The following is a 23,805-nucleotide window of genomic DNA, read 5'->3' as shown; positions in this document are numbered from 1 at the left end:
ATCGTGCAGTTCCCAATGCACAACCACGAGTGACTTATGGCAAACGATATTCTGACGCAGACATTCGGCCGTGGCTGGGCCTTTCCGGTCGCATTTACGCTAGCTGACGGTGTAGTGATGGCCGAAGGCGCGCAGGACGTGAATCAGAGCTTGCGCATTCTGTTCAGTACCGAACCGGGTGAGCGCGTGATGCGAGAAAACTACGGCTGCGCGTTATATGACGTGATGTTCGAGAATATCGACGGCGATCTCATCGCCGAAATCGAAACGCGGATCATCGACGGCATGCTACGTTACGAGCCTCGCGCCCATCTGACTGCGGTGCGGGTCTATCAACCCGACGCTGCGTTGAACCAGTTGCAGGTGGAGGTGACCTATTGCCTGAGGGGGAGTGATATCGAGCAGAAGATAGCCGGTCTGCTCGACGTCGGCGACGCGCAAGGCCGGTGGATGGCATGAGCTCCTTCGTGGTTGTAGACGGCACGGTACTCGTCTTCGAGCCGATGTTTGGTCAGAGGCAGGTTGTGCTTTCTGAACCCGCGTTTATATCGGGCCATGGTGAGGCGACGATTAACGAGCGCCGTGTTTGTGTCATGGGTGATGAAAAGTGCGTCCAGTGGCAAGCGCAATACTTTATCCCGGGATATGCGCCAGGCACCGGCATTGTCAGCGTTGAAGCTTTGGATGGCAGCCAGATGGCCCCGTGCGTGACCAGCGGTGCGCCCCTTATCCTGATGGGACAGCGATTGATCGCACGCTTCGCGCCAACCGTGCCGGCGACAATGAACGCTCCGCCATACAGTCCGGATCCGATAGCGCCAAGTATGGGGCACGGCCGATTCATGCCGCCGCAAACCTTGGTTAGCGCGGGGTAATTCATCGCTATTTTTTTGAACGTGACAATTAGTCATGCTTATTTAAAAGCGATTCCGTTTAGCCATGCCTGTAACATTGTGATGACGCGGAGAACGCAATGAATCGCGGGAGATTTGAATGTCAGGATTGAATGATCTGAAAGCCACGCTGGAAGAACTTGCACCGGATGCCCGATTTGTTCTGGATGGCCGATCCGACGAGTCGATTCTGAATTCGATCTATGACTACGCGAAGTTGATTCCCTTTGATGCCGACAATAGCTGGGCCGACTTTTTTTTCATGGCGGAAAATTCGCCTGGCAAGCTGGCGGAAATTCATGGCAACAGCGATCTGGCGGATGGCGCGCTATTGCCGCAGCAAGCCTTCCTGCTGGCGTTTCTAGACGTACTGAAAACGCCACGAGCGCTATTCAACCATCTCCCGGCGGCGCATCGGGAGCTGTACTACCGGGGCCAATTGGGGTTGAGTGAGCAACGCGCAAAACCGGACAGCGTGGCGCTGTCGTTTCAGTTGAGTGCTTCGTCCCGGGGGCAGTTCATTCCGGCGGGAACGTTGTTCGACGCAGGACAGGATCGGAATGGCGCGGCCATACGTTATGCGCTGGATGAGTCCCTGCTGGTCAACCGTGGTGAATGGACGGATTTGCGCTGGGTATTGCCGGGCGCGAAAGGAACTCAATTGGCGGCTACCGTTTACAGTCGCGAGGATAAGGTTGAGTTTCCACAGTACGGTCTCAGGTTATTCGACGCGTGCGACGGGCAGCGGACCGTGATGACTGGCCGCATGGTGGCGGCCGCGCTATTGGCGATGCCCGCCGGGTTGCGCACTATTACAGTGACCTTTGCTGCCGCCCTGGATGTCGAGAGCCTGACATCGGCACAGGTGAGTGGCACGGATAGCTGGCTTGACCTGGCCGTAGGCAAGGGTTCAACCACCGATTCGCTGATCTTTACTCTTCAGCCCGAAGCGGCCGCGATCGCGGCACCGCAAAATCTTGATGGCATCACCGTGGATACACCGTTGCTGAAGCTCGGACGCGACGATGGCGCCCAGGTTCCGGAGATTACGGCGCTTTCGGTGGCGGCGGCTGGAAGTGCCGAGGTGCACTACAGCACGGATTATGGTGTGGACAGGCTGGATAGTACGAGTTACCCGTTCGGTACTTCGCCCGTAGTGGCGTCGGGCTTCAATCTGATGGCGCCAGGCTGGTGCAATCGGAGCGAATCTGTCGTGCTGACTTTGACGCCGCAGTGGATTGGTTTGCCCACTGAAGGATTTCCAACATGGTATAGCGGATACGACTACACGCCTTCCAATAACAACGCCTTTATGGTGCAGCCGCTCCTGGTTTCATCAACCGGTAGTCAGCCGTTATCAAGTACGCCAGGCGTCAAGGGGGACTCGGCCCAGGCGCTATTTGAAAGCGGAACAGGAACACCGGTCCCCGCACCGCTGACTATTGCGCTTCCGCCGTTGCTAACCGCGTCACCCACCGGGAGCAGCAATCCCTGCGACTGGCCACAATGGCTTCGCCTGGAACTCGTCAACCCGGATTTCGGGCATCAGAACTACCTCAAGCTGGCTGGGACAAAAGTACTGAACCCGCCTTATACACCTCAAATGAAGGCGTTGTCCGTGAATTACACCGTGACGGCACAGGCAGACGACTTCGTGCAGTATCTGCTGACGCCGTTTGGCTACGCCAGCGAGATCGACCCGGGGGATGTCAGTCAGTCGCAACTTTATCTGGGTTTGAGCGGTGGTAAGGCGGGAGACACGTTGTCGTTATTCTGGCAATTGGAAAGTCCACAGACGTTAAAGATCAATTGGCAGTATCTCAATCAGGACAACCAATGGGGGTCCTTGAATGACACCGTTGTGGACGGTACCAGGGGCCTATTGGGAAGTGGCCTGTGGTCGGCGCTCTTGCCTGACGATGCGAGTGCGGACGTTGCGCAAATGCCGGCGGGCCGTTACTGGGTAAGGGCGCTGATCAATCCGCCCGACTCAGGGGGCGACACCTGTGCCTACCCCTGGTTCCGCGGTATCACGGTCAACAGCATGACGGCGACATTAGACGCGCCGGAAACACTGGATCCGGGGCATTTCCTTCAGCCGCTACCGGCCGGCACAATTGCGCGGCCGGTCGCGCCGATCCCGGGAATAGAGGGTGTCGAACAACCTTGGCCATCCATCGGAGGGCAACCCGCTGAGACCCCTATTCAGTTTTTCCAACGTGTGGCGCAACGGCTTTTGCACCGGGAACGGGCATTGACGTGGCAGGACATGGCCTCCCTGTTGAAGACGCGGTATGCCAACGTGTTTGGCGTCGCGATCCCCCCGGTGGACCGCATCACTCAATTGCCGGCCCCGACAGCGCAAACGCTGCTGGTGATTCCGGTGAATGCAAAAAAAGATAATCAGGACCGACTGCGCCCCAAGTTCAGCCAGGCTCATCTGAATGACATGGCGACCTACTTGCAAACGCTGGCCTCGTCATGGATATCCATTGTGCTGGTCAACCCGACATACCGCGATGTGCCGATTGCTTATGACGTGACATTTAACGTGAACCCTGACTACGGCTACCGCAAGTTACAGGAATTGCTGGCGCAGCACTATATGCCGTGGGCATGGGACCGGCAGAACGGCGTCACCTTGGGGAGCACGCTCGACTATTACGGCATCATCGCCTGGATCCAGCAGCAGTCGTTCGTGATCAGAGTGAATGACATGACGCTCGACAGTAAGAAGGCCTCATGTGAGGCGCAGGAGAGCGAGGTTCTGGTGCTGACATGGGCCATTTCACCGCGGACTCATTCCAAGGCGGTAGCATGAGCAATCCGAACAAGTTACTCCCTCTTGTTAAGCAATACATCCATTTCGACACGCTGTACGGGCAAGCGAAACAGGCGATCGAGACTTACGGAGGGCGGAGTTGGACTGATACCGGCGAGCACGATCCCGGAGTCACGTTCATGGAAGGGTATTGCTATAGCGCATCCGATTTGGCGTATCGCAGTACGCTGCCACTCACGGACCTGCTTACGCCTCCTAGTGCTGATCAGATCGCCGGCGGTGGTATTTTTCCAGCGGACTTCGGTCCGCAAATGACGCTGACCAGTGGACCTATCACGCCTGAAGACTATCGCCGTGCGCTGTTGGATCTTTATGACACGACAGGCCAATATTTCTACTTTCGTAACGCGCAGTTGGTCGTTGACCCTGATGACTATACGTATTGGTATGACTCTGGCGAAAAAGAGTTCAGTTTCGTCAAACCAACTTCAACTGAGAGTAGCGCTCCAGTCGAGTTTAAGTTGCGGGGAAACTATACGCTCTACGTGGAACCTACCAGAAGCGCGCTACAGGCCCAGACGGCGGCAAAGGCCGCGCTTAACGCTTTTCTGGCCGACAATCGGAACATCGGAGAATCCGTCAGCAACGTTGTTTGGACCAGTCCACAGCAAATCAATCCGTTAGCATTGATTGAACTGGATGAGAATGTGCAAAATTTTGCCGCCATTTTTGCGGCAATATACGAAGCGACAGAAAAATTTATTTCACCATCGGCCATGCGTTACTCGGCCGCCGCGCTCATCGCGCAGGGTGAGCGTCCTGATGCTATTTATCAGGGGCCTTACATGACGAACGGCTGGATTCCTGTTTTGCCGGAGACGGTCGACTATACAAAACCCGTTACGGTTAATCTCGGGGGGCTGGCGCAGGTTTGGCTCGCGATCGATGGCGTTAAAAGTATCGTTTCGCTCAGAGAGTGGTCAAACGCAGCTAATACATGGAGCTGGACCAGTCAAAACAATTCAACCTATCCGCAGCTTTGGGGCCCCGACCCGTTGACTGAGATAGTTCAATCTGTTCAGCTCATTACTATTGGTGGCGAGTACGTAACGGCGGCGAAAGGCGATATTGAAGCTGAAATGAGCGCGGATCCGGTTATTCGGGATCCTGATGTAATATTGCCCTATGGGCGTTATCGCGACGTCGCACAATATCATCCGGCGACTGACAGCATCCCTCCGTGCTATGGCTTGCAGCAGCTCCCCCCAGGGGGGGCACAGCCGCCGTTGTATCAATTCCTGTTGCCGTTCGAGCAGATGATGGCTAATGGGTGCCATCAACTGGCGATGCTGCCGCAGCTGCTCACGTTCAGGCGAAACGGGTACACGGTTTGGGGCGGGCAATGGCCGTACGCGCCAGGCAGTCCTGCCGACAAGGTGCATGAAAGCTATTCATCTGCCTTAAAGACTCAGATAGCGGCCAATGCTGATGATTACGATCAGGAACTGGCAATCCTCAATTATCTGTTGACGTACTTCGGTACTCAGCGTGCCGCGCAGATGCTGGACACGACTGCCGACGAATTTTTGGCGGTCGAGCAAAATTATCTTGGCAACATTTCGGAGCTGGCCTATCACCGCGATAATATCCGCCCTGACGAAGTTTCGGCACTGCAAAAACGAATTGCTTCCCGATTGGGTTTCGGTATCGATCTCTTTGACAACCCGGTGGATCTGAGCCGGTTGCCGTTTTATCTGATCGAACATCGGGCGTTGTTGCCGGTTCGGCCTTCCAGTCAATATGATGCGCCGAATTATCCCGCGGGAGTTACCTTATCGGATGATCAGAGCACGCTCACCGTGGTTCTGGATCCCGCTACCTCTGTGAGTGAGCTTCTGGTCGGGCAACTGATCGACCTGGTACTTGTGGGCGGGTTGGCGGAGCCGAAGGAGAATGGCGACTATACCTTGACGGCATTGATCGTTGGCGCGATTGATGTCGAGGGCAATTCGTTTTCCTTGTATCTACAAGACAACCCGGAGTTAGTTCTCAACATGGGGCGAATTGTCGACGCGCAAAATGCCAAGAAGCTGTATTGGAAGAACTGTCAGGCGTGGCTGCAAGATATCGATTATCCCCTAATGTATGCGGCCGATCAGGATGGCGTGCCGGCCGACGAAAGGGTGTTGGCAATTTCTGGAAAGTTTCCTTTTCCCGCCATCTTGCGTGTCGGCGACACGCTGGTAGTCAACGCGATCGAGGATCCTGTTGCGACAGGGGCGGGTGTTTCCGCGTGGGAGTTGCCTGTTACCGTCAAGGCGATTGACGGCGTGGCGGGCACCGTGACTGTTGTTAAAGCGGACGGCGCGGAACATGACTTTCCGGTTGGGACAGACGTCAGAAATTACTTCTGGTATGCAGGAAGCAGCTTTGATCGCTTCTCGTTTATTGTCAGTCTCGTGCTAAATAAAGCGATTCTTCCGCAGCAGGGCGATGCCTACACCACGGAAAGGTGGATTCGTCAGTGCGTCCAGGCGGAGATTCCAGCTTGTGTCAGTGTCGTGATTCATTGGCTCGATGATGTGAATGTCAATCCTTCCAGCCCTGTCTCCTTTCAGAATTTCTCGAGGAGCTATTCCAGTTGGCAGGCCGGGAAAACAGCCCCGAGCACGGCAACTTATCAACTGCTTTGGCAGCTCTCGCTTGGCCTGCTACCCACAAGGTTGATTGGTATCGGCACCATGGTCATTGCCAGCAGCGACCAGCGGTCTCAGGTGATTGGGCCGGACGGGACTGACTGGAATGTCGACGTGATTGCCAAAAATAGTCTGTTCCTTGTTCCGAAAAAATACGTGCCGTCATAGTCACATCTTTGCGAAGTTAGTGATGTGGCGTGATTAGCCGGTTCTAATGAATTTTTCAGATTAAGATAAGGAATGCAAATGAATACGAAAAACTCATCGAGTTCGAAAACCGGAAGTGGAACCACCGAATCTGGAAAGGATCGAGGATCCGCCGCTGAGGCTGCGAAGGACGCTAGCGCACCGGCGCAGGCAGGTGGTCCCGCGATGGCCACCGTGGTTGATGTGACTTCCGCGGACCTTAAAAGTCGGTTTGTTGCGGGCAGCATTCCGTTGCAGCAGGACTTTGGCAATTTGATCGATATCGCCGAATGCGGTCGCCGTGCTGTCGGGCAGAGTAAGGATCAGACGGATAACAATGTCGGGGCGGGGCTGGCTTTGGCTTCCGATGCCGCCAACATAGGGAAACTGTCGGTGAAGCCCGCGCCATCTGACGGGATCAAGGTAGATGATGGCGGGTTGAAAATCAGGAGAGGTGGATGTATCACCGTCGATAGCAACGGTATCGCGGTAAAGGCTGGAAACGGTATCGATGGAAGTAGTGATTATGTCTGCGTTAAGGCGGGTTACGGGATAGTAGTGGATAGCAGCGGGGTCAGTATTGATTCTAAGACCGTTCTTCCAAAAGGCATGATCATGATGTTCTGTGGCAGCACGATACCGCAGGGTTGGGTGGTCTGCGATGGTGGGTCTGGAACCCCCGACCTGAGGGGCCGGTTCATTCTCGGCGGTGTGGTGGCTGATGTGGGGGGCGAGAATGGAAAGTCGGTTTCGGGTGACAAGAATAATAAGGTATATAGCCAGACGTCAACGGCTGTTAAGACAGGCATTGATGTCAACATTGACGATTGTACGCTAACGATCGAACAGATTCCCTCGCATTCTCATTGGTCCGGCACCAAGCGGACCGGACCCGACGACTTATGCGACGCTTACGGCTATCACACAGAGAGTTTCAGTACCAACATGACACTTGCGGCGAACGTTTTCGAAACAATCGAACCGGGAAATTTTTACCAGGTTACCAGTTCTTCAACCGGTGGTGGGAAACCTCACTCTCATCCAATTTCGGTCACAGAGGATTCGCATGCGCACGCGGTCGATATCGTTCCGCCTTACTATATTCTGGTTTTTATTATGAAAACCTGATTCAATGCGCCGAATATATAATTGATCGCCCTGTAAGACATCGGAGTGTGGAGAGGGAATGGATGCTGCGGCGGCAATTGGTGCGTCTGTTTTGGGATGTTTGCGAATTGAAATCGTTGTTTCCTGCGAGTATTCGTCGAGAGTGATCGATTGGTGCAGGAACAGGTTGGATTGTGATTTGCGCGATACTGTTAGTCAAGGTGTTGAGAGGCTTTCTCGAGAAATTCCAACGGCTCAGCGGATCGATGACCTTGTGTTTGATCTGGGCGTTCTGTCATTGTGGGAATTCGAAACGCAATTCTGCAAAATGGTCGAGCATAAAATTTCGCGGTACATAGAAGAATCAAAATTGAATTTACGGGTCAATCCTGAATTTAGAAGCGAATGGATGGCGTCAATTGATTCAGGAGAGTCTTCGATTTCCGGTCGTAGGACGCATGCCCGGGTTTTTGCCCGGAACGATGATGAAAGGCTATTAACGCGAACAAGGGCTGATGCGCACGAAAACAGGTTGGCGATCGCCGAAGCCTGCCTTTTTTCGACGTCCAGGTTGCATCTTTGGAAAACGCTTGACCGGGGGGAGTTGCATCGTCTGTTGAATGCTTCAGATGTTCTAACGCCAGACATGCTTTTACTGAGTGCCTTGAGATATCTTCATGAAGACGCGTTTTGGGATTTGGGTAAAAATTTACTGCAGCCAGAAGTTGCAGTGCTGGCGATATCGGTGGACGGTTGTGAAAGGGCGCTAACTGAGTTGTTTGATCTGCCGCTCTCACGTTCGTTGTTGCCGTGGTTGCGTGCGCTGTGGGCCCACGAGCCGGTGCGTCGCGTAATGGAAGGCAGAGTGGCGTTTGACCGTGTAAAGGAAATACAGGGCGTGTTCGACGAAGTCAGTTTCCGGAAGGGCGAAGCGCGGAAGGCGTTCAACGACGTGCCCTCCCAGGCGAGGGAAACGCAGCGAGTGTTCGACGCGACGGGATCCCGCGAGAGTGAAATGCGGAGGGTGCTCAATGAGTCGTCTTTCCGGACACGGGAAGTTCACCCAGTACTATTGAAGCGCACCTCCGGAGGACGCCGGTGCTGGCAAGAATGCGCCGCCAGTTCGACGGAGATTCAGGTGAATAATGCGGGTCTTGTTTTGTTGTGGCCACTGCTGCCAGATCTACTCTGCCGGTTGGGCCTACGGGGGAAAGACCGCTTCATCGACGCTCAAGCCCAAACAAATGCCGCCTGCTGGCTAGACACCCTGATCTGGAACGACGATTACGCACGCGAGTGGCGCATGCCGTTCACCAAATGGCTATGCGGCTTGCCGCTCGAATGCGAAATCGAGTGGCAAGCGCCTGACGAAACAACGACCGAACAGCTGCATTGCTGGCTAGCCACGCTTCCCGAACAACTACCCGGCTGGCGCACGTTGCAGGTCCAGGACATTCGCACACTGTTTCTACAGCGCCCAGGCGAAATGCTGCTAACCGAAACCTCACTGAAACTAAAGGTACAACGGGAGCCTTTCGACATCCTGCTGAATGACTGGCCGTGGCCGCTGAATCAGGTGATGCTGCCATGGCTGGAGCAGCCGCTTATGATCGAATGGCTATGAGCAGGAATAGGTAGAAAGCGTCATTCGCTTCTACCTTTCTGCAGGGTAAAAATAAGGAATGCAAAAGTATGAGCGATCCGTATCTTTTAGAAGGCATGAGTCAGTCAGATCAGGACGGCACGGATCACTACCGCAACCTGATGCGTCACATCGAACGAATTGACTTGCTATTGCAGCACTACTATTACCGGCGAGCGGAGAGCAGCAATCGCAGCGACTTTCTGCTACCGGAACAAGAGATTGCAGCGCGCTTGAGACAACCGCTGGGCGCCCCCGCCTGGGCGGCGCCCGACCCTATGCATTCTCATCCTGGGCAAGCAGGTGCATCGCCTCAGCCGGGAGACCTCCTGACGCAGATAATCGAGCGATTCGAACTGACGGACTTCGAAAGCAACGTCTTGCTCCTCGGTTTGCTACCTCACTTTGACAGGCGTTACCACGGTCTTTTTTCCAGCTTGCAGGGCGGTCCGCAACAACGCCTCCCGACATTCGAATTGGCGCTGACGTTATTTTGCGAGTCCGCATCTGCGAGACGTGCCCAGCGAGCCAGCTTGCTGCCTGACGCGTCGTTGCTTGGCTGTCGGCTCGTGGAGTCGCAGGATAGCGATTCCGCTGACCTGGAAAGCTGGAATCAGACATCATTCAGAACGGCGACTGAAGTTTTTCACTATCTGTTGGGCAGTCGCTACTTCTCGCCGGAACTGTGGAGCTGCGTGGAGTTGTTGGAGGGGAACGGTGCGAGCGAAGGCAACTTCGCGACATTCCTATCCACGTTGCAAAATCAGTTGATCCCACCGCAGAAGGCTATTCGCCCCGTGATGATGTTGCGCGGCAACCAGGGCAGCGGAAGAGCTCAGGCCGTGGCGCAAGTGGCGCGAGCGGCAGGACGCGACGCGCTATGTCTGGATCTATCGCGCTTGCCGGAGAATGACGCTGAAGCGGAGGAAGTCTGCGCCCAGCTTTTTCGTTATGCGCGCATGTCAGCGGCTTGTGTTGTCGTGCGCTCCCTCAGCACGTTGGCGGAATCGCGCAAGCCATTGTTTGGTGGTCTGTCGCGGCAACTGGAACAGCCGGGGCTTGCGGTAGTTTGTCTGGTTGAACCGCTTTCGCCTTTAGTATGGTTGCGCAACATTCCACAGTTTTTGTTAGAGATGCCAACGCGCACCGCGACCGCGAAAGCCGCTTTGCTCGATGAGCGGCTTGCACCGTTCGACGCGTCAGATATCGATTCAAGCGCGTTGAGCCGTTGTTTTCACTTCACGCCAGAAACGCTTCCTTCCGTCGTCAGCGAGGCAGTGTTTTATAGCCAGCAGCGCGATCCCGATCAAGGATTGAATCAGCAGGATTTGCGAAAAGCCATGCGTCTGCGTTCGCAGCAGAATTTCGGAAAATTGGCGCAACGTATCGAGCCGGGACGCAGTCTCGACGATCTCATTGTGGCCGATGAATTGCGTCAGCAATTGAAGGAAATCACCGCGGCGATCAAGCATCGGGACAGCGTTCTCGACAATGGCTTCGCTGATAAGGTGGGCTACGGCACTGGAATCAGCGCGCTGTTCTACGGCCCCTCAGGGACTGGCAAGACGATGGCTGCCGAGGTCCTGGCGGCAAGCCAGGGCGTCGATCTGATCAAGGTCGATCTATCCACGGTGGTGAACAAATACATCGGCGAAACGGAGAAGAATCTTTCACGCATTTTCGATCTTGCGGAAGCGGACGCCGGCGTACTCTTTTTCGACGAAGCGGATGCGTTGTTCGGCAAGCGCAGTGAAACCAGGGACGCGCAGGACCGTCACGCGAACATTGAAGTGTCCTACCTGCTGCAGCGACTGGAGCGGTATCCCGGGCTGGTGGTCCTGGCTACCAATAACCGCAGTCATCTGGACGATGCCTTCAGCCGCCGTTTTACTTTCATCACCCGGTTTTCGTTCCCCGACACCGCGCTGCGAGAGCGGATGTGGCGCGCTATCTGGCCGGAGAGTGTGCGGCTTGCGGCCGATGTCGACCTGGCTTTCCTCGCGGCACGCGCCCACCTGACGGGTGCCAACATTCGAAACGTCGCCCTCTTGTCAGCCTGGCTGGCGGCAGATGAGCCCGATGGGGTGGTCCGCGCGGCTCACATCGAGCTGGCGCTGAAACGGGAATTGGCCAAGATCGGACGGTTAATGCTGTAGTTTCTTGAAGAGGAGTTGTTTTATGACCGCAGCGATTCAATCCAGTACTGCAATCATCGACGTCAACAACGCATTGAACACCGCGCTCACAAACTATGTCGACGATGGGGTAAAAATCACGTTCGATCTGCCTGACCTCGATAATTTGCCGTCGGATCCGACGGTGAGTGTATTTCTCTACGAGATACACGAAGATCTACAGCTCAGGATGTCGCAGGCACGGGCTCAATCTCGTGATCCGGATAAAAACGTGGTGACGATCTCGCCGGCCTGGGTCAACGTCAGCTGCAATTACCTGATCACGTACTGGGATCCGCAGCAAACCACCAGTGGCGTCGGCAGTCCGGGAAGCGCGCCGGACAATCAGGCCATCAAGGTGATGAACCAGGTGGTGAATGCGCTGATCAACAACCGGCAGCTAGCGGGCATACCTGGCGCCTATACCCGGATGATCCCGCCGAAAGACGAGTTGAACAGTCTGGGGAATTTCTGGCAGGCCCTTGGCAATCGGCCTCGTTTGTCTTTACACGCATCGGTAACGGTGCCGGTTTCTCTGACCGACAGGAATGAAACGGCGCCGGGCGTGCTGACCACCGAGTCCAACATCGAGCAGATTTCCTGATTGCCCGACCCGGCTGGCATCGCCGGCATCGGCAGCCGACGGCTGTTTCTACAATGCCATATCGAAGGCGGGCTTAAGGAACAATTCGATCGCCATCACGATGAGGCCCATTGCGGCCGCTGACAGCGTCAACGTACCGTATTCGTCGTAGCGTGAATCGTATAGGCACGCCACGACGAAAATAATCGCCAACAGGTTGGTCAGCCAGTCGAAGTTCAGCGCCAAGTTCATCGATCAAATCCGGACTCGCGCGCGACTCGTATCGTCGAATCGCGCAATTACGTGAGCCGGATTCTAGCCAGTCGAGCTTACGGATTCGCAACGACTGTGCTTACACGTATTACGCCCCTCGCGGAACATCACATCATGTCGTGTTCGATCCAGTCGATCACCGAGGTGCGTTTCGGCTGCCAGCCGAGCAGTTTGCGGGCGCGCTCACCGCGCACGCGGCTGTTCGAACCGAGCCCGTACGAAGCCATTTCGTAACCCCATTCCTGTTGCGCTGCTTCGAGCGGCCAGTCTTGCGGCTCGCCGAGTTGCATCACGCGGGCGATCGCGGCGCTCATGTCGCGAAACGACGCCTCGCCGCTTTCGACGAAGTAGAAGGCACCCGCCGGCGTGTTCTCCAGCGCGAGGCGATAGAGTTCGGCGACGTCGTCGATATGCACGTTCGACCAGATGTTGCCGCCGCTGCCCACATGCCGCACCACGCCGCTCTTTTGCGCCTGGCGCACGAGCCGCGGCAACTGCACGCTTGCGCTGCCCGGCACGGCGCCGTGGCCGTAGATCAGCGTGTTGCACAGCACCGCCGTGCGAATGTTCCGCTGTGCCGCATCGAGCACGCGTTGATCGATGGCGACACGTGCCGCTTTATCCGCGGTGGGCTCGGGCAGGGCGTCCTCGTGATAGATGCGCGCGTTGCCCGCTTCGCCGCCCGACGCGTCGCCGACGATACTCGAGCCGCTCGTATGCAAAAACGGCTTGCCGGAACCGGCGAGACCGTCGATCAACGCTTTCACCGCGCCTTCATGGTCGCTGTTCGCGGCGTTGATGACCGCATCGGCGGCTTTTGCTTCGGCGATCAGGAGGTCGCTGTCGTCGAGCGTGCCGATGACGGGTTCGATACCGAGGCGTTGCAACTCGGCGCTGTGCTCGGGCTTGCGGATCAAACCGCGCACCTGATGGCCGGCGCGCACGAGGTGCGCCGCGATCGAACCGCCGATAAAGCCGCTGGCGCCAGTAATGAAAATCTTCAAGACGTTCTCCCTAAGGTGGAAACACCGGAAACACGATGCAATGCCTGCAGTATCCGCCGTGTTGATTCTCGCAAAAAGCGTGTTAGTCTCAAATCAATCTTGATTTGAAATCAACAATGAAGACTTCCACCGACGAGTTGCTGGTGTTCGTCACGGTGATCGACAGCGGCTCGATCACGGCGGCGGCGGAGAAATTGGGGCAGACCGTCTCCGGCGTCAGCCGCGCGCTCACGCGCCTTGAAAAGAAGCTCGACACCGCCCTGGTGCGGCGCACGACGCGCCGCCTGCAACTGACCGAAGAGGGCGAGGCGTTTCTGCGGCGGGCCCGAGCGATTCTCGATGCGATGGAAGAAGCCGAGGAATCCGTCACGCGCGGGCGCGAGCGGCCCTCGGGACGTTTGCGGGTCGATGCGGCGTCGCCGTTCATGCTTCATTGCGTGGCGCCCCATATGAAGGCGTTTTCCGCGCTGTATCCGGAGATTCGTCTGGAGCTGACCAGCAACGAGCGGATCGTCGATCTGCTCGAACAGAAGGTGGATATCGCGATCCGCATCGGCGCGTTGCAGGATTCGACCTTGCATGCGCGCGCCCTGGGCAGCAGCAAACTGAGAGTGCTCGCCAGTCCGGCGTATCTGGCCGAATACGGCGAGCCCAGGTCGGTGGAAGCGTTGCGCGCGCATCGCCTGATCGGCTTCACGGCGCCGGAGCACCTGAATCGCTGGCCATTGAAGCGGGGCGGGAAGGGCAAGTCAGAGCCGTTGAAGATCGAGCCGGCGATCACCGCATCGAGCGGCGAGACGCTGCGTCAGTTGGCGCTGTCGGGGTGGGGCATCGCCTGTCTCGCCGACTTCATGACCGCGGCCGACGTGCGCGAAGCGCGGCTGGTGCCGATTCTCGGCAACGTGTTGTTGGACGAGCGGCAACCGGTGAGCGCGGTGTATTACCAGAGCGCGTCGCTGGCGGGGCGCGTGCAGTGTTTCCTGGATTTCATTGCGGCGCGGGTAATGCTTTAGCGCATCCTTCGCCAGTAATCCGCTTAAAAGCCCGCGGCTCGTATTGAACTGACCCCGCAAAGTTGGACACCCGTCCAACGATTTGGGGTGCAGTTCATATGAGTGCGCGGGCTTTTTACGCCGTCAGCGGGCTCTCCTATAACTCCGTAAGGGGCGTATAGGCGGGCCCTACCGCGTCGGCCGGCGCGTTGAATCTTTTTGTCCGCGTTCCGCCGACCATTTTGAACGTGTATATACAAGTTGTTTGCTGCGGAGAGCGAATGCGGTGCGGCGTGCGTGGGCACCCGAAACCCTTGTGCGGACGATATATAGGTCACGTAAATGTCCGGCCCTAATGGAAACCCCTAGGCCCAAAGCTGCAAAAACAAGTTGTATATACAAGACGGCGACGCTAAACTTCTCTCGAATTGTATAGACAAGACAGGACAACACCATGATCAATCTGAAGCCCGGCTACCTGACCCTCCCGCAACTGCGCCAGATCGCACGCGAACACGTCGCGCTGCAACTCGATCCCGCCAGCCACGCCGCCATCGACGCCTGCGCCAAAGCCGTCGCCGATATCGCCGCGAAAGGCGAGCCGGCGTATGGCATCAACACGGGTTTCGGGCGCCTTGCCAGCACGCACATCCCGCGTGACCAGCTCGAACTGCTGCAACGCAATCTGGTGCTGTCGCACGCAGTCGGCGTGGGTGAGCCGATGTCGGGTCCGGTCGTGCGCCTGCTGATCGCGCTGAAGCTGTCGAGCCTCGGCCGCGGCCACTCGGGCATCCGCCGCGAAGTAATGGAAGCACTGATCACGCTGTACAACGCCGATGTGCTGCCGGTGATTCCGGTCAAGGGTTCGGTCGGCGCATCGGGCGACCTCGCACCGCTCGCGCATATGTCGGCCACCTTGCTCGGCGTCGGCGAAGTGTTCGCGAAGGGCGAGCGCATGCCGGCCACCGAAGGCCTCGCGCTGGCCGGCCTGAAGCCGCTTACGCTGCAAGCGAAGGAAGGTCTGGCGCTGCTGAACGGCACGCAAGCTTCGACCGCACTCGCGCTCTACAACATGTTCGCAATCGAAGACCTGTATCGCACCGCGCTGGTGGCGGGCGCGTTGTCGGTGGACGCCGCAGCGGGTTCGGTCAAGCCGTTCGACGCGCGCATTCACGACCTGCGCGGCCATCAAGGTCAGATCGACGCGGCAACGGCTTACCGTTCGCTGCTGCAAGGCTCGGGCATCAATGTGTCGCATGCCGATTGCGACAAGGTGCAGGACCCGTACAGCCTGCGCTGCCAGCCGCAAGTGATGGGCGCGTGTCTGGACCAGATGCGTCACGCCGCCGACGTGCTGCTGATCGAAGCGAATGCCGTTTCCGACAATCCGCTGATTTTCCCGGACACGGGCGAAGTGCTGTCGGGCGGCAATTTCCACGCTGAGCCGGTTGCATTCGCGGCCGACAACCTCGCGCTCGCCGTTGCTGAAATCGGCGCCCTGGCCGAACGCCGCATCGCGCTCCTGATCGACGCGACGCTGTCGGGCCTGCCGCCGTTCCTCGTGCGCGACGGTGGTGTGAACTCGGGCTTCATGATCGCTCACGTGACCGCTGCGGCGCTCGCCTCCGAGAACAAGACGCTCGCGCATCCGGCTTCGGTCGATTCGCTGCCGACGTCCGCGAACCAGGAAGATCACGTTTCGATGGCGACGTTCGCCGCGCGCAAGCTTGGCGACATTGCCGAAAACGTCGCGAACATCCTGTCGATCGAGTTGCTCGCCGCCGCGCAAGGCGTTGATCTGCGCGCGCCGCACAAGACCAGCCCGAGCCTGCAGAAAGTGATGGATGCAGTGCGCAAGGACGTCGCGCATTACGAGCTCGATCACTACTTCGCACCGGATATCGCGGCCGTCACGCGTCTCGTGCAAAACGGCACGATCGCGAAGCTGAGCCCGTTCTCGTTCGCGTCCGAACAGTAAGCTCGAACATCACGTTTCAAGCACGCAAATCAAGCCAATGAACGCACCGGCCTATCAGGGCATCAAGGACTTCATCCTCGGCCGCATCCATGCGGGCGAATGGGCTGAAGGCGACCAGGTGCCTTCCGAAAACGAGCTCGCACGCGAATTCAACGTCGCGCGCATGACGGTCAACCGTGCGTTGCGCGAGTTGACCTCGGAGCAGGTCCTCACGCGTGTGCAGGGCTCGGGCACGTTCGTGGCCCGGCCCAAGTACGAATCGACGCTGGTGGCGATCCGCAGCATCTCCGACGAAATCGTCGCGCGCGGTCATCGCTATCAGGCGAAGGTGCTGCACGTCGGAGCGAGCATCGCCGACGAAGCGCTCGCCGAAGAAATGCAGGTGAGCGCGGGCAGTCCGGTGTTTCATTCACGCGTGCTGCATTTCGAAAACGACGAGCCGGTGCAGCTCGAAGAGCGCTGGGTCAATCCGGCGGTTGCGCCTGAGTACGCGTTGCAGGACTTCACGAACACCACGCCGAATCAGTATCTGGTGCGCGTCGCGCCGCTGCAGCGCGTCGAGTACCGCATCGAAGCGCTGGCTGCAGATGGGGACACACGCGAGCTGCTGACGATGGATGAACTCGAACCGTGCCTCGTGCTGCACCGGCGCACATGGTCGCAAAGCCAGGTCGCTTCGGTCGCCAATCTCTGGCATCCCGGCAGCCGCTATCGCTTCACCGGACATTTCTGATTTCGCCGTTTCTGACTGATTTCACGACTCATTTTTCCGAATTCTCCCGAACATTTTCACGTATTCCGAGGGCCACCATGAACAACCCGAAACACATCGACCCGCGTCTGGACCCGACCCGCACGATCCGCGCACCGCGCGGCGCGGAAAAGACCTGCAAGACCTGGATCGCGGAAGCCGCGTACCGGATGATCCAGAACAATCTGGATCCGGAAGTCGCCGAGCATCCGCACGCGCTGGTCGTATACGGCGGTATTGGCCGTGCCGCGCGTAACTGGGACTGCTTCGATCAGATCCTCACGTCGCTGAAGGACCTGAACGAAGACGAGACGCTGTTGATTCAATCGGGTAAGCCGGTCGGCGTGTTCAAGACGCATGCGGACGCACCGCGCGTGCTGCTGGCGAATTCGAACCTGGTGCCGCATTGGGCGACGTGGGAACATTTCCACGAACTCGATCGCAAGGGCCTGATGATGTACGGCCAGATGACGGCGGGCAGCTGGATCTACATTGGCAGCCAGGGCATCGTGCAGGGCACCTACGAGACGTTCTTCTCGGTGGCGAATCAGCATTTCAACGGCGACCCTTCGGGCCGCTGGATTCTGACGGGCGGCTTGGGCGGCATGGGCGGCGCGCAACCGCTGGCCGCGACGATGGCCGGCTTCTCGATGATCGCAGTGGAATGCGACGAGACGCGCATCGACTTCCGTCTGAAGACGCGTTACGTCGACAAGAAAGCGGCGACGCTCGACGAAGCGCTCGCCATGCTTGAAGAAGCGAAGAAAGCGGGCAAGCCGGTGTCGATCGGCCTGCTCGGCAACGCGGCGGATGTGTTCGCCGAATGCGTGACGCGTGGCATCACGCCGGATTGCGTGACCGACCAGACCAGCGCGCACGATCCGATCCACGGCTACCTGCCGCAAGGCTGGAATGTCGAAGACTGGCGCGAGCGTCAGAAAACCGTGCCGGATAGCATCGTGCTGCCCGCCAAGCAGTCGATGGCCAAGCAGGTGCAGGCGATGCTGACGCTGCAGGAACGTGGCGCCGCTACGCTCGACTACGGCAACAACATCCGTCAGATGGCGCTTGAAATGGGCGTGGAAAACGCGTTCGATTTCCCCGGCTTTGTGCCGGCGTATATCCGTCCGTTGTTCTGCGAAGGCAAGGGCCCGTTCCGTTGGGTCGCGCTGTCGGGCGATCCCGAAGACATCTACAAGACGGATGCGAAGGTCAAGGAACTGATCCCAGACGATCCGCATCTGCACAACTGGCTCGACATGGCGCGCGAACGCATTGCGTTCCAGGGCCTGCCGGCGCGGATCTGCTGGGTCGGCGTGAAGGATCGTTACCGTCTGGGCCAGGCGTTCAACGAAATGGTCAGGAACGGCGAGTTGAAGGCGCCGATCGTGATCGGCCGCGATCACCTCGATACCGGCTCGGTGGCAAGCCCGAATCGCGAAACCGAATCGATGAAAGACGGCTCGGACGCCGTCAGCGACTGGCCGTTGCTCAACGCACTGCTGAACACGGCAGGCGGCGCGTCGTGGGTCTCGCTGCATCATGGCGGCGGCGTCGGCATGGGCTTCAGCCAGCACTCGGGTGTCGTGATCGTCGCTGACGGCACGGATGCGGCGAAGGAGCGCCTTGGCCGCGTGCTGTTCAACGATCCGGCGACCGGTGTGATGCGTCACGCGGATGCGGGCTATGAACTCGCCCAGGAAACGGCGCGTGAGGCAGGTCTGAATCTGCCGATGCTGGGCCGTTGATCGTGGCGCTTCACAGCCCGCTTGTCGGCAGCATGGCAACCGCTTCGCTGATTCGCGGCGCCGACCTCGTGGCGGCGCCGTGGAAGAACGGCGGCGGCGTCACGCGTGAAGTCGCTGCGTTTCCCGCGGGCGCGGGGCTCGATGCTTTCGTGTGGCGCGTTAGCATCGCCGACGTGGCGCAGGCCGGGCCGTTCTCGCGTTTTGCGGGTATCGACCGCACGTTGGTGTTGTTGTCGGGCGCGGGCATGTTGCTCGACGAAACAGGCGATGCCGGCGCTCACGCCGTGAAGACGCATGCGTTGACTCAGCCGCTCGATATCGCGCGGTTTGCGGGCGAAGCGCAAATCGACGCACGCCTCGTCGACGGCGCGACGAGCGACTTCAACCTGATGGTGCGCCGTGGCGCGGCGGTGGGCGAAACCGAAGTGTGGCGCGGCACTACACAACGCGCTTTGTCCGCCGACGTGGTGCTGTTGTTCTGCGCAAGCGGTTCGGTTTCGGTCACGCTCGGTGGCGAAGCCCAACCGCAAGTGCTCGAGGCCGACGACACACTGCGCATCGACACGCCGAGTGCGCTGTCATGCACGGTCGAGGGCGAGGGCGCATTGCTCGCGATCAGCATCCGCTATATGTAATGACCGCAACGATCACGACGATTCGCGTGCGCGCTTAAATCCTGGCACAGGCCGGGTGAATGCCGGGTGAATGCCTGGTAAATGCCAGGCAAGGGCCTGGCAAAGCGCGCCGCGAACCACCACAGACACGCAACGAGCTGCAAAGAGCACGCGATGAAGCAAACCGTCTGGCATCACCTGAAACTCTGCCCCAAGGGCGATCCCCAACACACGCTGCCCGATGCCGCGATTGCCGTTGACAACGGCAAGATCGCATGGCTCGGCGCAGCTTCCGAATTACCCACCGACTACGCCGCATGGCCGCGCGAAGATCTGCACGGCGCGTGGGTGACGCCGGGTCTCGTCGATTGCCATACGCACCTGGTGTACGGCGGCCAGCGCGCGGATGAATTCGCGCAGCGCCTCGCCGGCGTTAGTTATGAGGAAATCGCGCGGCAGGGCGGCGGCATTGTCTCGACGGTGCGCGCCACGCGTGCCGCCGACGAAGACTCGCTGTTGCGCCAATCGGCCGCGCGCCTCGAACCGCTGCTCGCCGAAGGCGTCACGGCGGTCGAAATCAAATCCGGCTACGGCCTCGATCTCGCCAGCGAGCGCAAGATGCTGCGCGTCGCGCGCCAATTGGGCGAGCGCTATCCGGTATCGGTCTATACGACGTTTCTCGGTGCACACGCATTGCCACCCGAATTCGCGGGAAGGGCCGATGCGTATATCGACGAAGTCTGCAACACGATGCTGCCCACGCTCGCCGACGAAGGCCTGGTCGACGCCGTCGACGTATTTTGCGAGCGCATCGGTTTTTCGCTGGAGCAAAGCGAGCGCGTGTTCCAGGCCGCGGAGCGCTATAAATTGCCGGTGAAAATGCACGCCGAGCAGTTGTCGAACGGCGGCGGCACGGTATTGGCCGCGCGTCACCATGCGCTGTCCGCGGATCACCTTGAATTCCTCGACGAAGCCGGTGTTGCGGCGATGAAAGAGTCCGGCACCGTTGCCGTGCTGCTGCCCGGCGCGTACTACTTCATCCGCGAAACGCAATTGCCGCCTTTGGACTTGCTGCGGCGCTATCAGGTGCCGATCGCGATTTCCACCGACAGCAATCCCGGCACGTCGCCCACCACGTCGCTGCTGCTGATGATGAACATGGCGACTACGCTGTTCCGCATGACCGTGCCCGAAGTGCTGCAAGGCGTGACCTCGCATGCGGCGCGTGCGCTCGGCAAGGCGGATACACATGGTTCGCTGGAAGCAGGGCGCGCGGCGGATTTCGCGGTGTGGTCGGTGGAAACGCTTGCCGAGCTGGCTTACTGGATTGGGCGTCCGTTGTGCGCGCGAGTCGTGCGTGCGGGCGAGACTGTTTATACGCGGCGCGATTTAAGCTAGGGCCTGAGAGATGATGCAATCCAAACAATCGCTATTCGCCGATCATGCCTATTTACCCGACGGCTGGCGCCGCAATGTGCTGCTGGAATGGGACGAAAACGGCACCCTGACGTCGGTTACGCCCGATACGGCGGCTGTTCAGGACGGTGTACAAAAGGCGGCCGGCCCGGTGTTGCCTGGCATGCCGAATCTTCACTCGCATGCGTTTCAACGCGCGATGGCCGGTCTGACCGAATATCGTGCGAACGCTACCGACAACTTCTGGAGTTGGCGCGACCTGATGTACCGCTTCGCCGCGCGAATCACGCCGGAAGGGCTCGCTGCCGTCGCACAGTGGCTGTACATCGAGATGCTGAAGGCGGGCTATACGTCGGTCTGCGAATTTCATTACGTGCACCACTCGCCGGATGGCAGCCACTATGCGAACCCTGCGGAACTGGCGCAGCGCGTGGTGGATGCCGCTTCGGCGAGCGGCATCGGCATGACGATGCTGCCCGTGCTGTATCAGTACAGCGGTTTCGGCTCGCGCGCACCGCGTGAAGATCAGCAGCGTTTCATCAACACGCCGGAGGGTCTGCTCGGTCTGCTTGGTACGTTGCGTGCGGCGCGTCCCGAGAATGCTGCTCTGCGTTATGGCGTAGCGCCCCATTCATTGCGCGCGGTATCGGCCGATTCGTTGCGTGCCTTGCTGAACGGCATCGATAGAAGCGCGCCGGTTCACATCCATATCGCCGAGCAAACCGCCGAGGTCGACGCCTGCCTTGAAACCGAAGGTGCGCGGCCGGTGCAGTGGCTGCTCGACCGCTTCGACGTCGATAGCCGCTGGTGCCTCGTGCACGCCACGCATGTCGATGCGAACGAAACGCTTGCGCTCGCGAAAAGCGGCGCGGTCGCCGGTCTGTGTTTGACCACCGAAGCCAATCTCGGCGACGGCATTTTTCCGGCGCACGCGTATCTCGACGCGCAAGGGCGCATCGGTGTGGGCTCGGACAGCCATATCGGCGTCGACTGGCGCTCGGAATTGCGCTTGCTCGAATACGGCCAGCGCCTCACGCGTCGGCAGCGCAATGTGCTGGCATCGTCGCAGGCTACGCACGTGGCCGATCGGTTGTTCGACGCTGCGCTCGAAGGCGGCGCGCATGCTACGGGTCGTGCGGTCGGCGCACTGCAAGCGGGCCGCCGTGCCGACTGGCTGGTGCTCGATCCGGATCATTCGAGCATCGCCGAGCACGCGCCGAACGCATGGCTCTCGGGCGTTGTATTCTGCGAGCATGGCGAGTCGCCGATTCGCGACGTCTATGCGGGCGGCGACAAGGTCGTCGACAACCGCCGCCATCGCGACGAAGAGAGCGCTTACGCGCGCTATCGCGGGGCGCTCGCCGACCTGCTCAAGTAAGGCGCTGACGCCACTCGCTGAAGCGAAATGCTCGCGTGAATGGCCGAATATATTGCCGAATGAGTTGAACCTTCGACTTTTATCGATTCATCGATTCCGGACTGATATGACTGCTTCATCTACTGCCACACCTCCGCCGGTTTTATCGCTGCATCAGGGAAGCCTGCCGTTGCTGATTTCGATCCCGCATCTGGGCACGCAAATTCCCGCCGATATCGCCGCAACGATGACGCCGGCCGCGCAGCGCACCGACGACTGCGACTGGCACCTTGATCGCCTCTACGCGTTTGCGAAGCGCATGGGCGCGTCGATCCTGGCGCCGACGTACGCGCGCTATGTGATCGACCTGAACCGTCCGCCCGATGGCGCGAACCTCTATCCGGGGCAGGACACCACCGGTTTGCTGCCGGTCGATACCTTCGACAAGGAGTCCTTGTACCTGGAAGGCCATCTGCCGACGGACGCCGAAGTCGCGCGCCGGCGCGATGTTTACTGGAAGCCCTATCACGACGCGCTGGCGCGCGAGCTCGCCGCGCTGAAGGCGAAGCACGGCAAGGTGCTGCTGTGGGAAGCGCACTCGATTCGCTCGCATGTGCCGCGTTTTTTCGAAGGACGTCTGCCGGATTTCAATTTCGGCACGTCGAATGGCGTGAGCGCGGTGGCGGGATTGGGGGAGGAATTGGCCGCCGTAGTCGAACGGCATGGCGGTTATTCCGCTGTTGCCAATGGGCGGTTCAAGGGCGGCTATATCACGCGCCAGTACGGGCAGCCGTCGCAGGGTGTGCACGCGGTACAGCTCGAGTTGTCGCAGATTACGTATATGGAGGAGCAGATGCCGTATGCGTACGACGAAACGCTGGCTGTGAAGATCGAGCCTTTGCTTGAACAACTTATGGCGACGGCGTTGGAGCGCGTTAGCGCAGCGTGACGGCGGCAGTTTGCCGGCGGCAGCCTGAGCGCGCTGCTGTGACGGATATCCCTCTCATCTTCGCCACGCGGTTCGCCGCGCTTCGCATTCCGCGAGGCCGCAACCGCGTCGGCTCACACCGCGTCGGCTCACACCGCAAAGGTGTAACAGCATGTGTCCGTGATTGCATGCTGCGGTTTTCGCGCCGAACGTATAGAGCGTCGAAGGTTCCGCTAAAGGGTGAACCGTGGGGGTTGAGCCGCCGGGTTGACCCGCGCCGCGCCGAAGCGCAGCGGCCACAAAAAACCCCGCTTATGGCGGGGCTCTCCAACGTGCACCGTGTGGGCTGCGAACGCTTAGTGGCAGCGACGTTCCCAGTGATGGTGGACGCGCACCTTGTGGCATTCGCGATGGTGCTCATAAGCCTGGGCGGGAGCGATCGCGCTCAGGGTGACGACGGTTGCTGCGATGGCGAGAACAATCTTCTTCATTACAAAATCCTTAATTCATGGTGGTGGTGCTAACGCTGCAGCACGCGGCGTGCCGCAACGGTTCGAAAGGATGCCACACATCGCGCGTGAAGCGCGGGAACGCTGGCCGAATGCATGGGTCAACTCAAAGCGCCTGGCATCGTGGCGGTTTATCCCCGGACAGCGGCGCGCAGTAGCGTGCCATTTCGGC

General features: G+C 59.0%; 19 protein-coding genes. 16 read left to right on the top strand and 3 right to left on the bottom strand.

Annotated elements, in window-relative coordinates; translation table 11 throughout:
* Positions 1–36 precede the first annotated feature (36 nt).
* The 8 genes from P3T22_RS21415 (at position 37) to P3T22_RS21380 (ending at position 12,084) form a co-directional block, all read left to right on the top strand.
* Positions 37–459: a GPW/gp25 family protein gene (locus tag P3T22_RS21415; protein WP_429326040.1), complete on the top strand. Its 423-nt coding sequence runs from the start codon at positions 37–39 to the stop codon at positions 457–459.
* Positions 456–875, top strand: coding sequence for a hypothetical protein (locus P3T22_RS21410; RefSeq protein ID WP_063495456.1), 420 nt, complete (start codon positions 456–458; stop codon positions 873–875). The genes P3T22_RS21415 and P3T22_RS21410 overlap by 4 nt, the downstream gene beginning before the upstream one ends.
* Positions 876–993: 118 nt before the next feature.
* Positions 994–3,714, top strand: a complete 2,721-nt coding sequence (locus P3T22_RS21405; protein ID WP_429326039.1) for a hypothetical protein — start codon at positions 994–996, stop codon at positions 3,712–3,714.
* On the top strand, positions 3,711–6,539 hold the full coding sequence (locus P3T22_RS21400) for a hypothetical protein (RefSeq protein ID WP_429326038.1): 2,829 nt from the start codon (positions 3,711–3,713) through the stop codon (positions 6,537–6,539). The genes P3T22_RS21405 and P3T22_RS21400 overlap by 4 nt, the downstream gene beginning before the upstream one ends.
* A 78-nt stretch (positions 6,540–6,617) precedes the next feature.
* On the top strand, positions 6,618–7,685 hold the full coding sequence (locus P3T22_RS21395) for a hypothetical protein (protein WP_429326037.1): 1,068 nt from the start codon (positions 6,618–6,620) through the stop codon (positions 7,683–7,685).
* A gap of 58 nt (positions 7,686–7,743) precedes the next feature.
* Positions 7,744–9,288: a contractile injection system tape measure protein gene (locus P3T22_RS21390; RefSeq protein WP_148662112.1), complete on the top strand. Its 1,545-nt coding sequence runs from the start codon at positions 7,744–7,746 to the stop codon at positions 9,286–9,288.
* A 68-nt stretch (positions 9,289–9,356) separates the two neighbouring features.
* Positions 9,357–11,462, top strand: coding sequence for an ATP-binding protein (locus P3T22_RS21385; RefSeq protein ID WP_429326036.1), 2,106 nt, complete (start codon positions 9,357–9,359; stop codon positions 11,460–11,462).
* A 22-nt stretch (positions 11,463–11,484) separates the two neighbouring features.
* Positions 11,485–12,084, top strand: coding sequence for a DUF4255 domain-containing protein (locus P3T22_RS21380; RefSeq protein WP_063495463.1), 600 nt, complete (start codon positions 11,485–11,487; stop codon positions 12,082–12,084).
* Positions 12,085–12,132: 48 nt separating this feature from the next.
* On the opposite strand, the gene P3T22_RS21375 is transcribed toward P3T22_RS21380, so the two are convergent.
* Together P3T22_RS21375 and P3T22_RS21370 are read right to left on the bottom strand one after the other, a co-directional pair.
* Complete coding sequence (locus P3T22_RS21375; RefSeq protein ID WP_063495464.1) at positions 12,133–12,315, bottom strand: hypothetical protein; 183 nt, start codon at positions 12,313–12,315, stop codon at positions 12,133–12,135.
* Between the two features lie 128 nt (positions 12,316–12,443).
* Complete coding sequence (locus tag P3T22_RS21370) at positions 12,444–13,340, bottom strand: NAD-dependent epimerase/dehydratase family protein (protein ID WP_063495465.1); 897 nt, start codon at positions 13,338–13,340, stop codon at positions 12,444–12,446.
* Positions 13,341–13,456: 116 nt separating this feature from the next.
* Here P3T22_RS21370 and P3T22_RS21365 point away from each other — a divergent pair, with 116 nt between their 5' ends.
* The 8 genes from P3T22_RS21365 to hutG all read left to right on the top strand — a co-directional run bounded on the left by P3T22_RS21365 (position 13,457) and on the right by hutG (position 23,145).
* Positions 13,457–14,353, top strand: a complete 897-nt coding sequence (locus tag P3T22_RS21365) for a LysR substrate-binding domain-containing protein (RefSeq protein WP_429326035.1) — start codon at positions 13,457–13,459, stop codon at positions 14,351–14,353.
* Between the two features lie 433 nt (positions 14,354–14,786).
* Positions 14,787–16,310 (top strand): histidine ammonia-lyase, encoded by a 1,524-nt coding sequence (hutH, locus tag P3T22_RS21360; protein ID WP_429326034.1) that lies wholly within the window; start codon positions 14,787–14,789, stop codon positions 16,308–16,310.
* A gap of 37 nt (positions 16,311–16,347) precedes the next feature.
* A complete protein-coding gene (hutC, locus tag P3T22_RS21355; RefSeq protein WP_063495468.1) occupies positions 16,348–17,043 on the top strand; it encodes a histidine utilization repressor in 696 nt (231 codons plus the stop codon).
* A 77-nt stretch (positions 17,044–17,120) separates the two neighbouring features.
* Positions 17,121–18,809, top strand: coding sequence for a urocanate hydratase (hutU, locus tag P3T22_RS21350; RefSeq protein WP_063495469.1), 1,689 nt, complete (start codon positions 17,121–17,123; stop codon positions 18,807–18,809).
* A gap of 2 nt (positions 18,810–18,811) precedes the next feature.
* Positions 18,812–19,444, top strand: coding sequence for a HutD/Ves family protein (locus P3T22_RS21345; RefSeq protein WP_429326033.1), 633 nt, complete (start codon positions 18,812–18,814; stop codon positions 19,442–19,444).
* Positions 19,445–19,597: 153 nt separating this feature from the next.
* Entirely contained in the window at positions 19,598–20,821 is a 1,224-nt protein-coding gene (gene hutI / locus P3T22_RS21340; RefSeq protein WP_429326032.1) for an imidazolonepropionase, read from the top strand.
* Between the two features lie 10 nt (positions 20,822–20,831).
* Positions 20,832–22,217, top strand: a complete 1,386-nt coding sequence (locus P3T22_RS21335) for a formimidoylglutamate deiminase (RefSeq protein ID WP_429326031.1) — start codon at positions 20,832–20,834, stop codon at positions 22,215–22,217.
* 106 nt (positions 22,218–22,323) lie between these two features.
* Positions 22,324–23,145, top strand: coding sequence for an N-formylglutamate deformylase (gene hutG, locus P3T22_RS21330; protein WP_429326030.1), 822 nt, complete (start codon positions 22,324–22,326; stop codon positions 23,143–23,145).
* Positions 23,146–23,480: 335 nt separating this feature from the next.
* On the opposite strand, the gene P3T22_RS21325 is transcribed toward hutG, so the two are convergent.
* Complete coding sequence (locus P3T22_RS21325; RefSeq protein WP_256390477.1) at positions 23,481–23,615, bottom strand: hypothetical protein; 135 nt, start codon at positions 23,613–23,615, stop codon at positions 23,481–23,483.
* Positions 23,616–23,805 lie beyond the last annotated feature (190 nt).

Origin of the sequence: Paraburkholderia sp. GAS348, assembly GCF_050434205.1 — a bacterium.
Taxonomy (GTDB): domain Bacteria; phylum Pseudomonadota; class Gammaproteobacteria; order Burkholderiales; family Burkholderiaceae; genus Paraburkholderia.
This window is presented reverse-complemented; position numbering and strand designations above follow the sequence as displayed.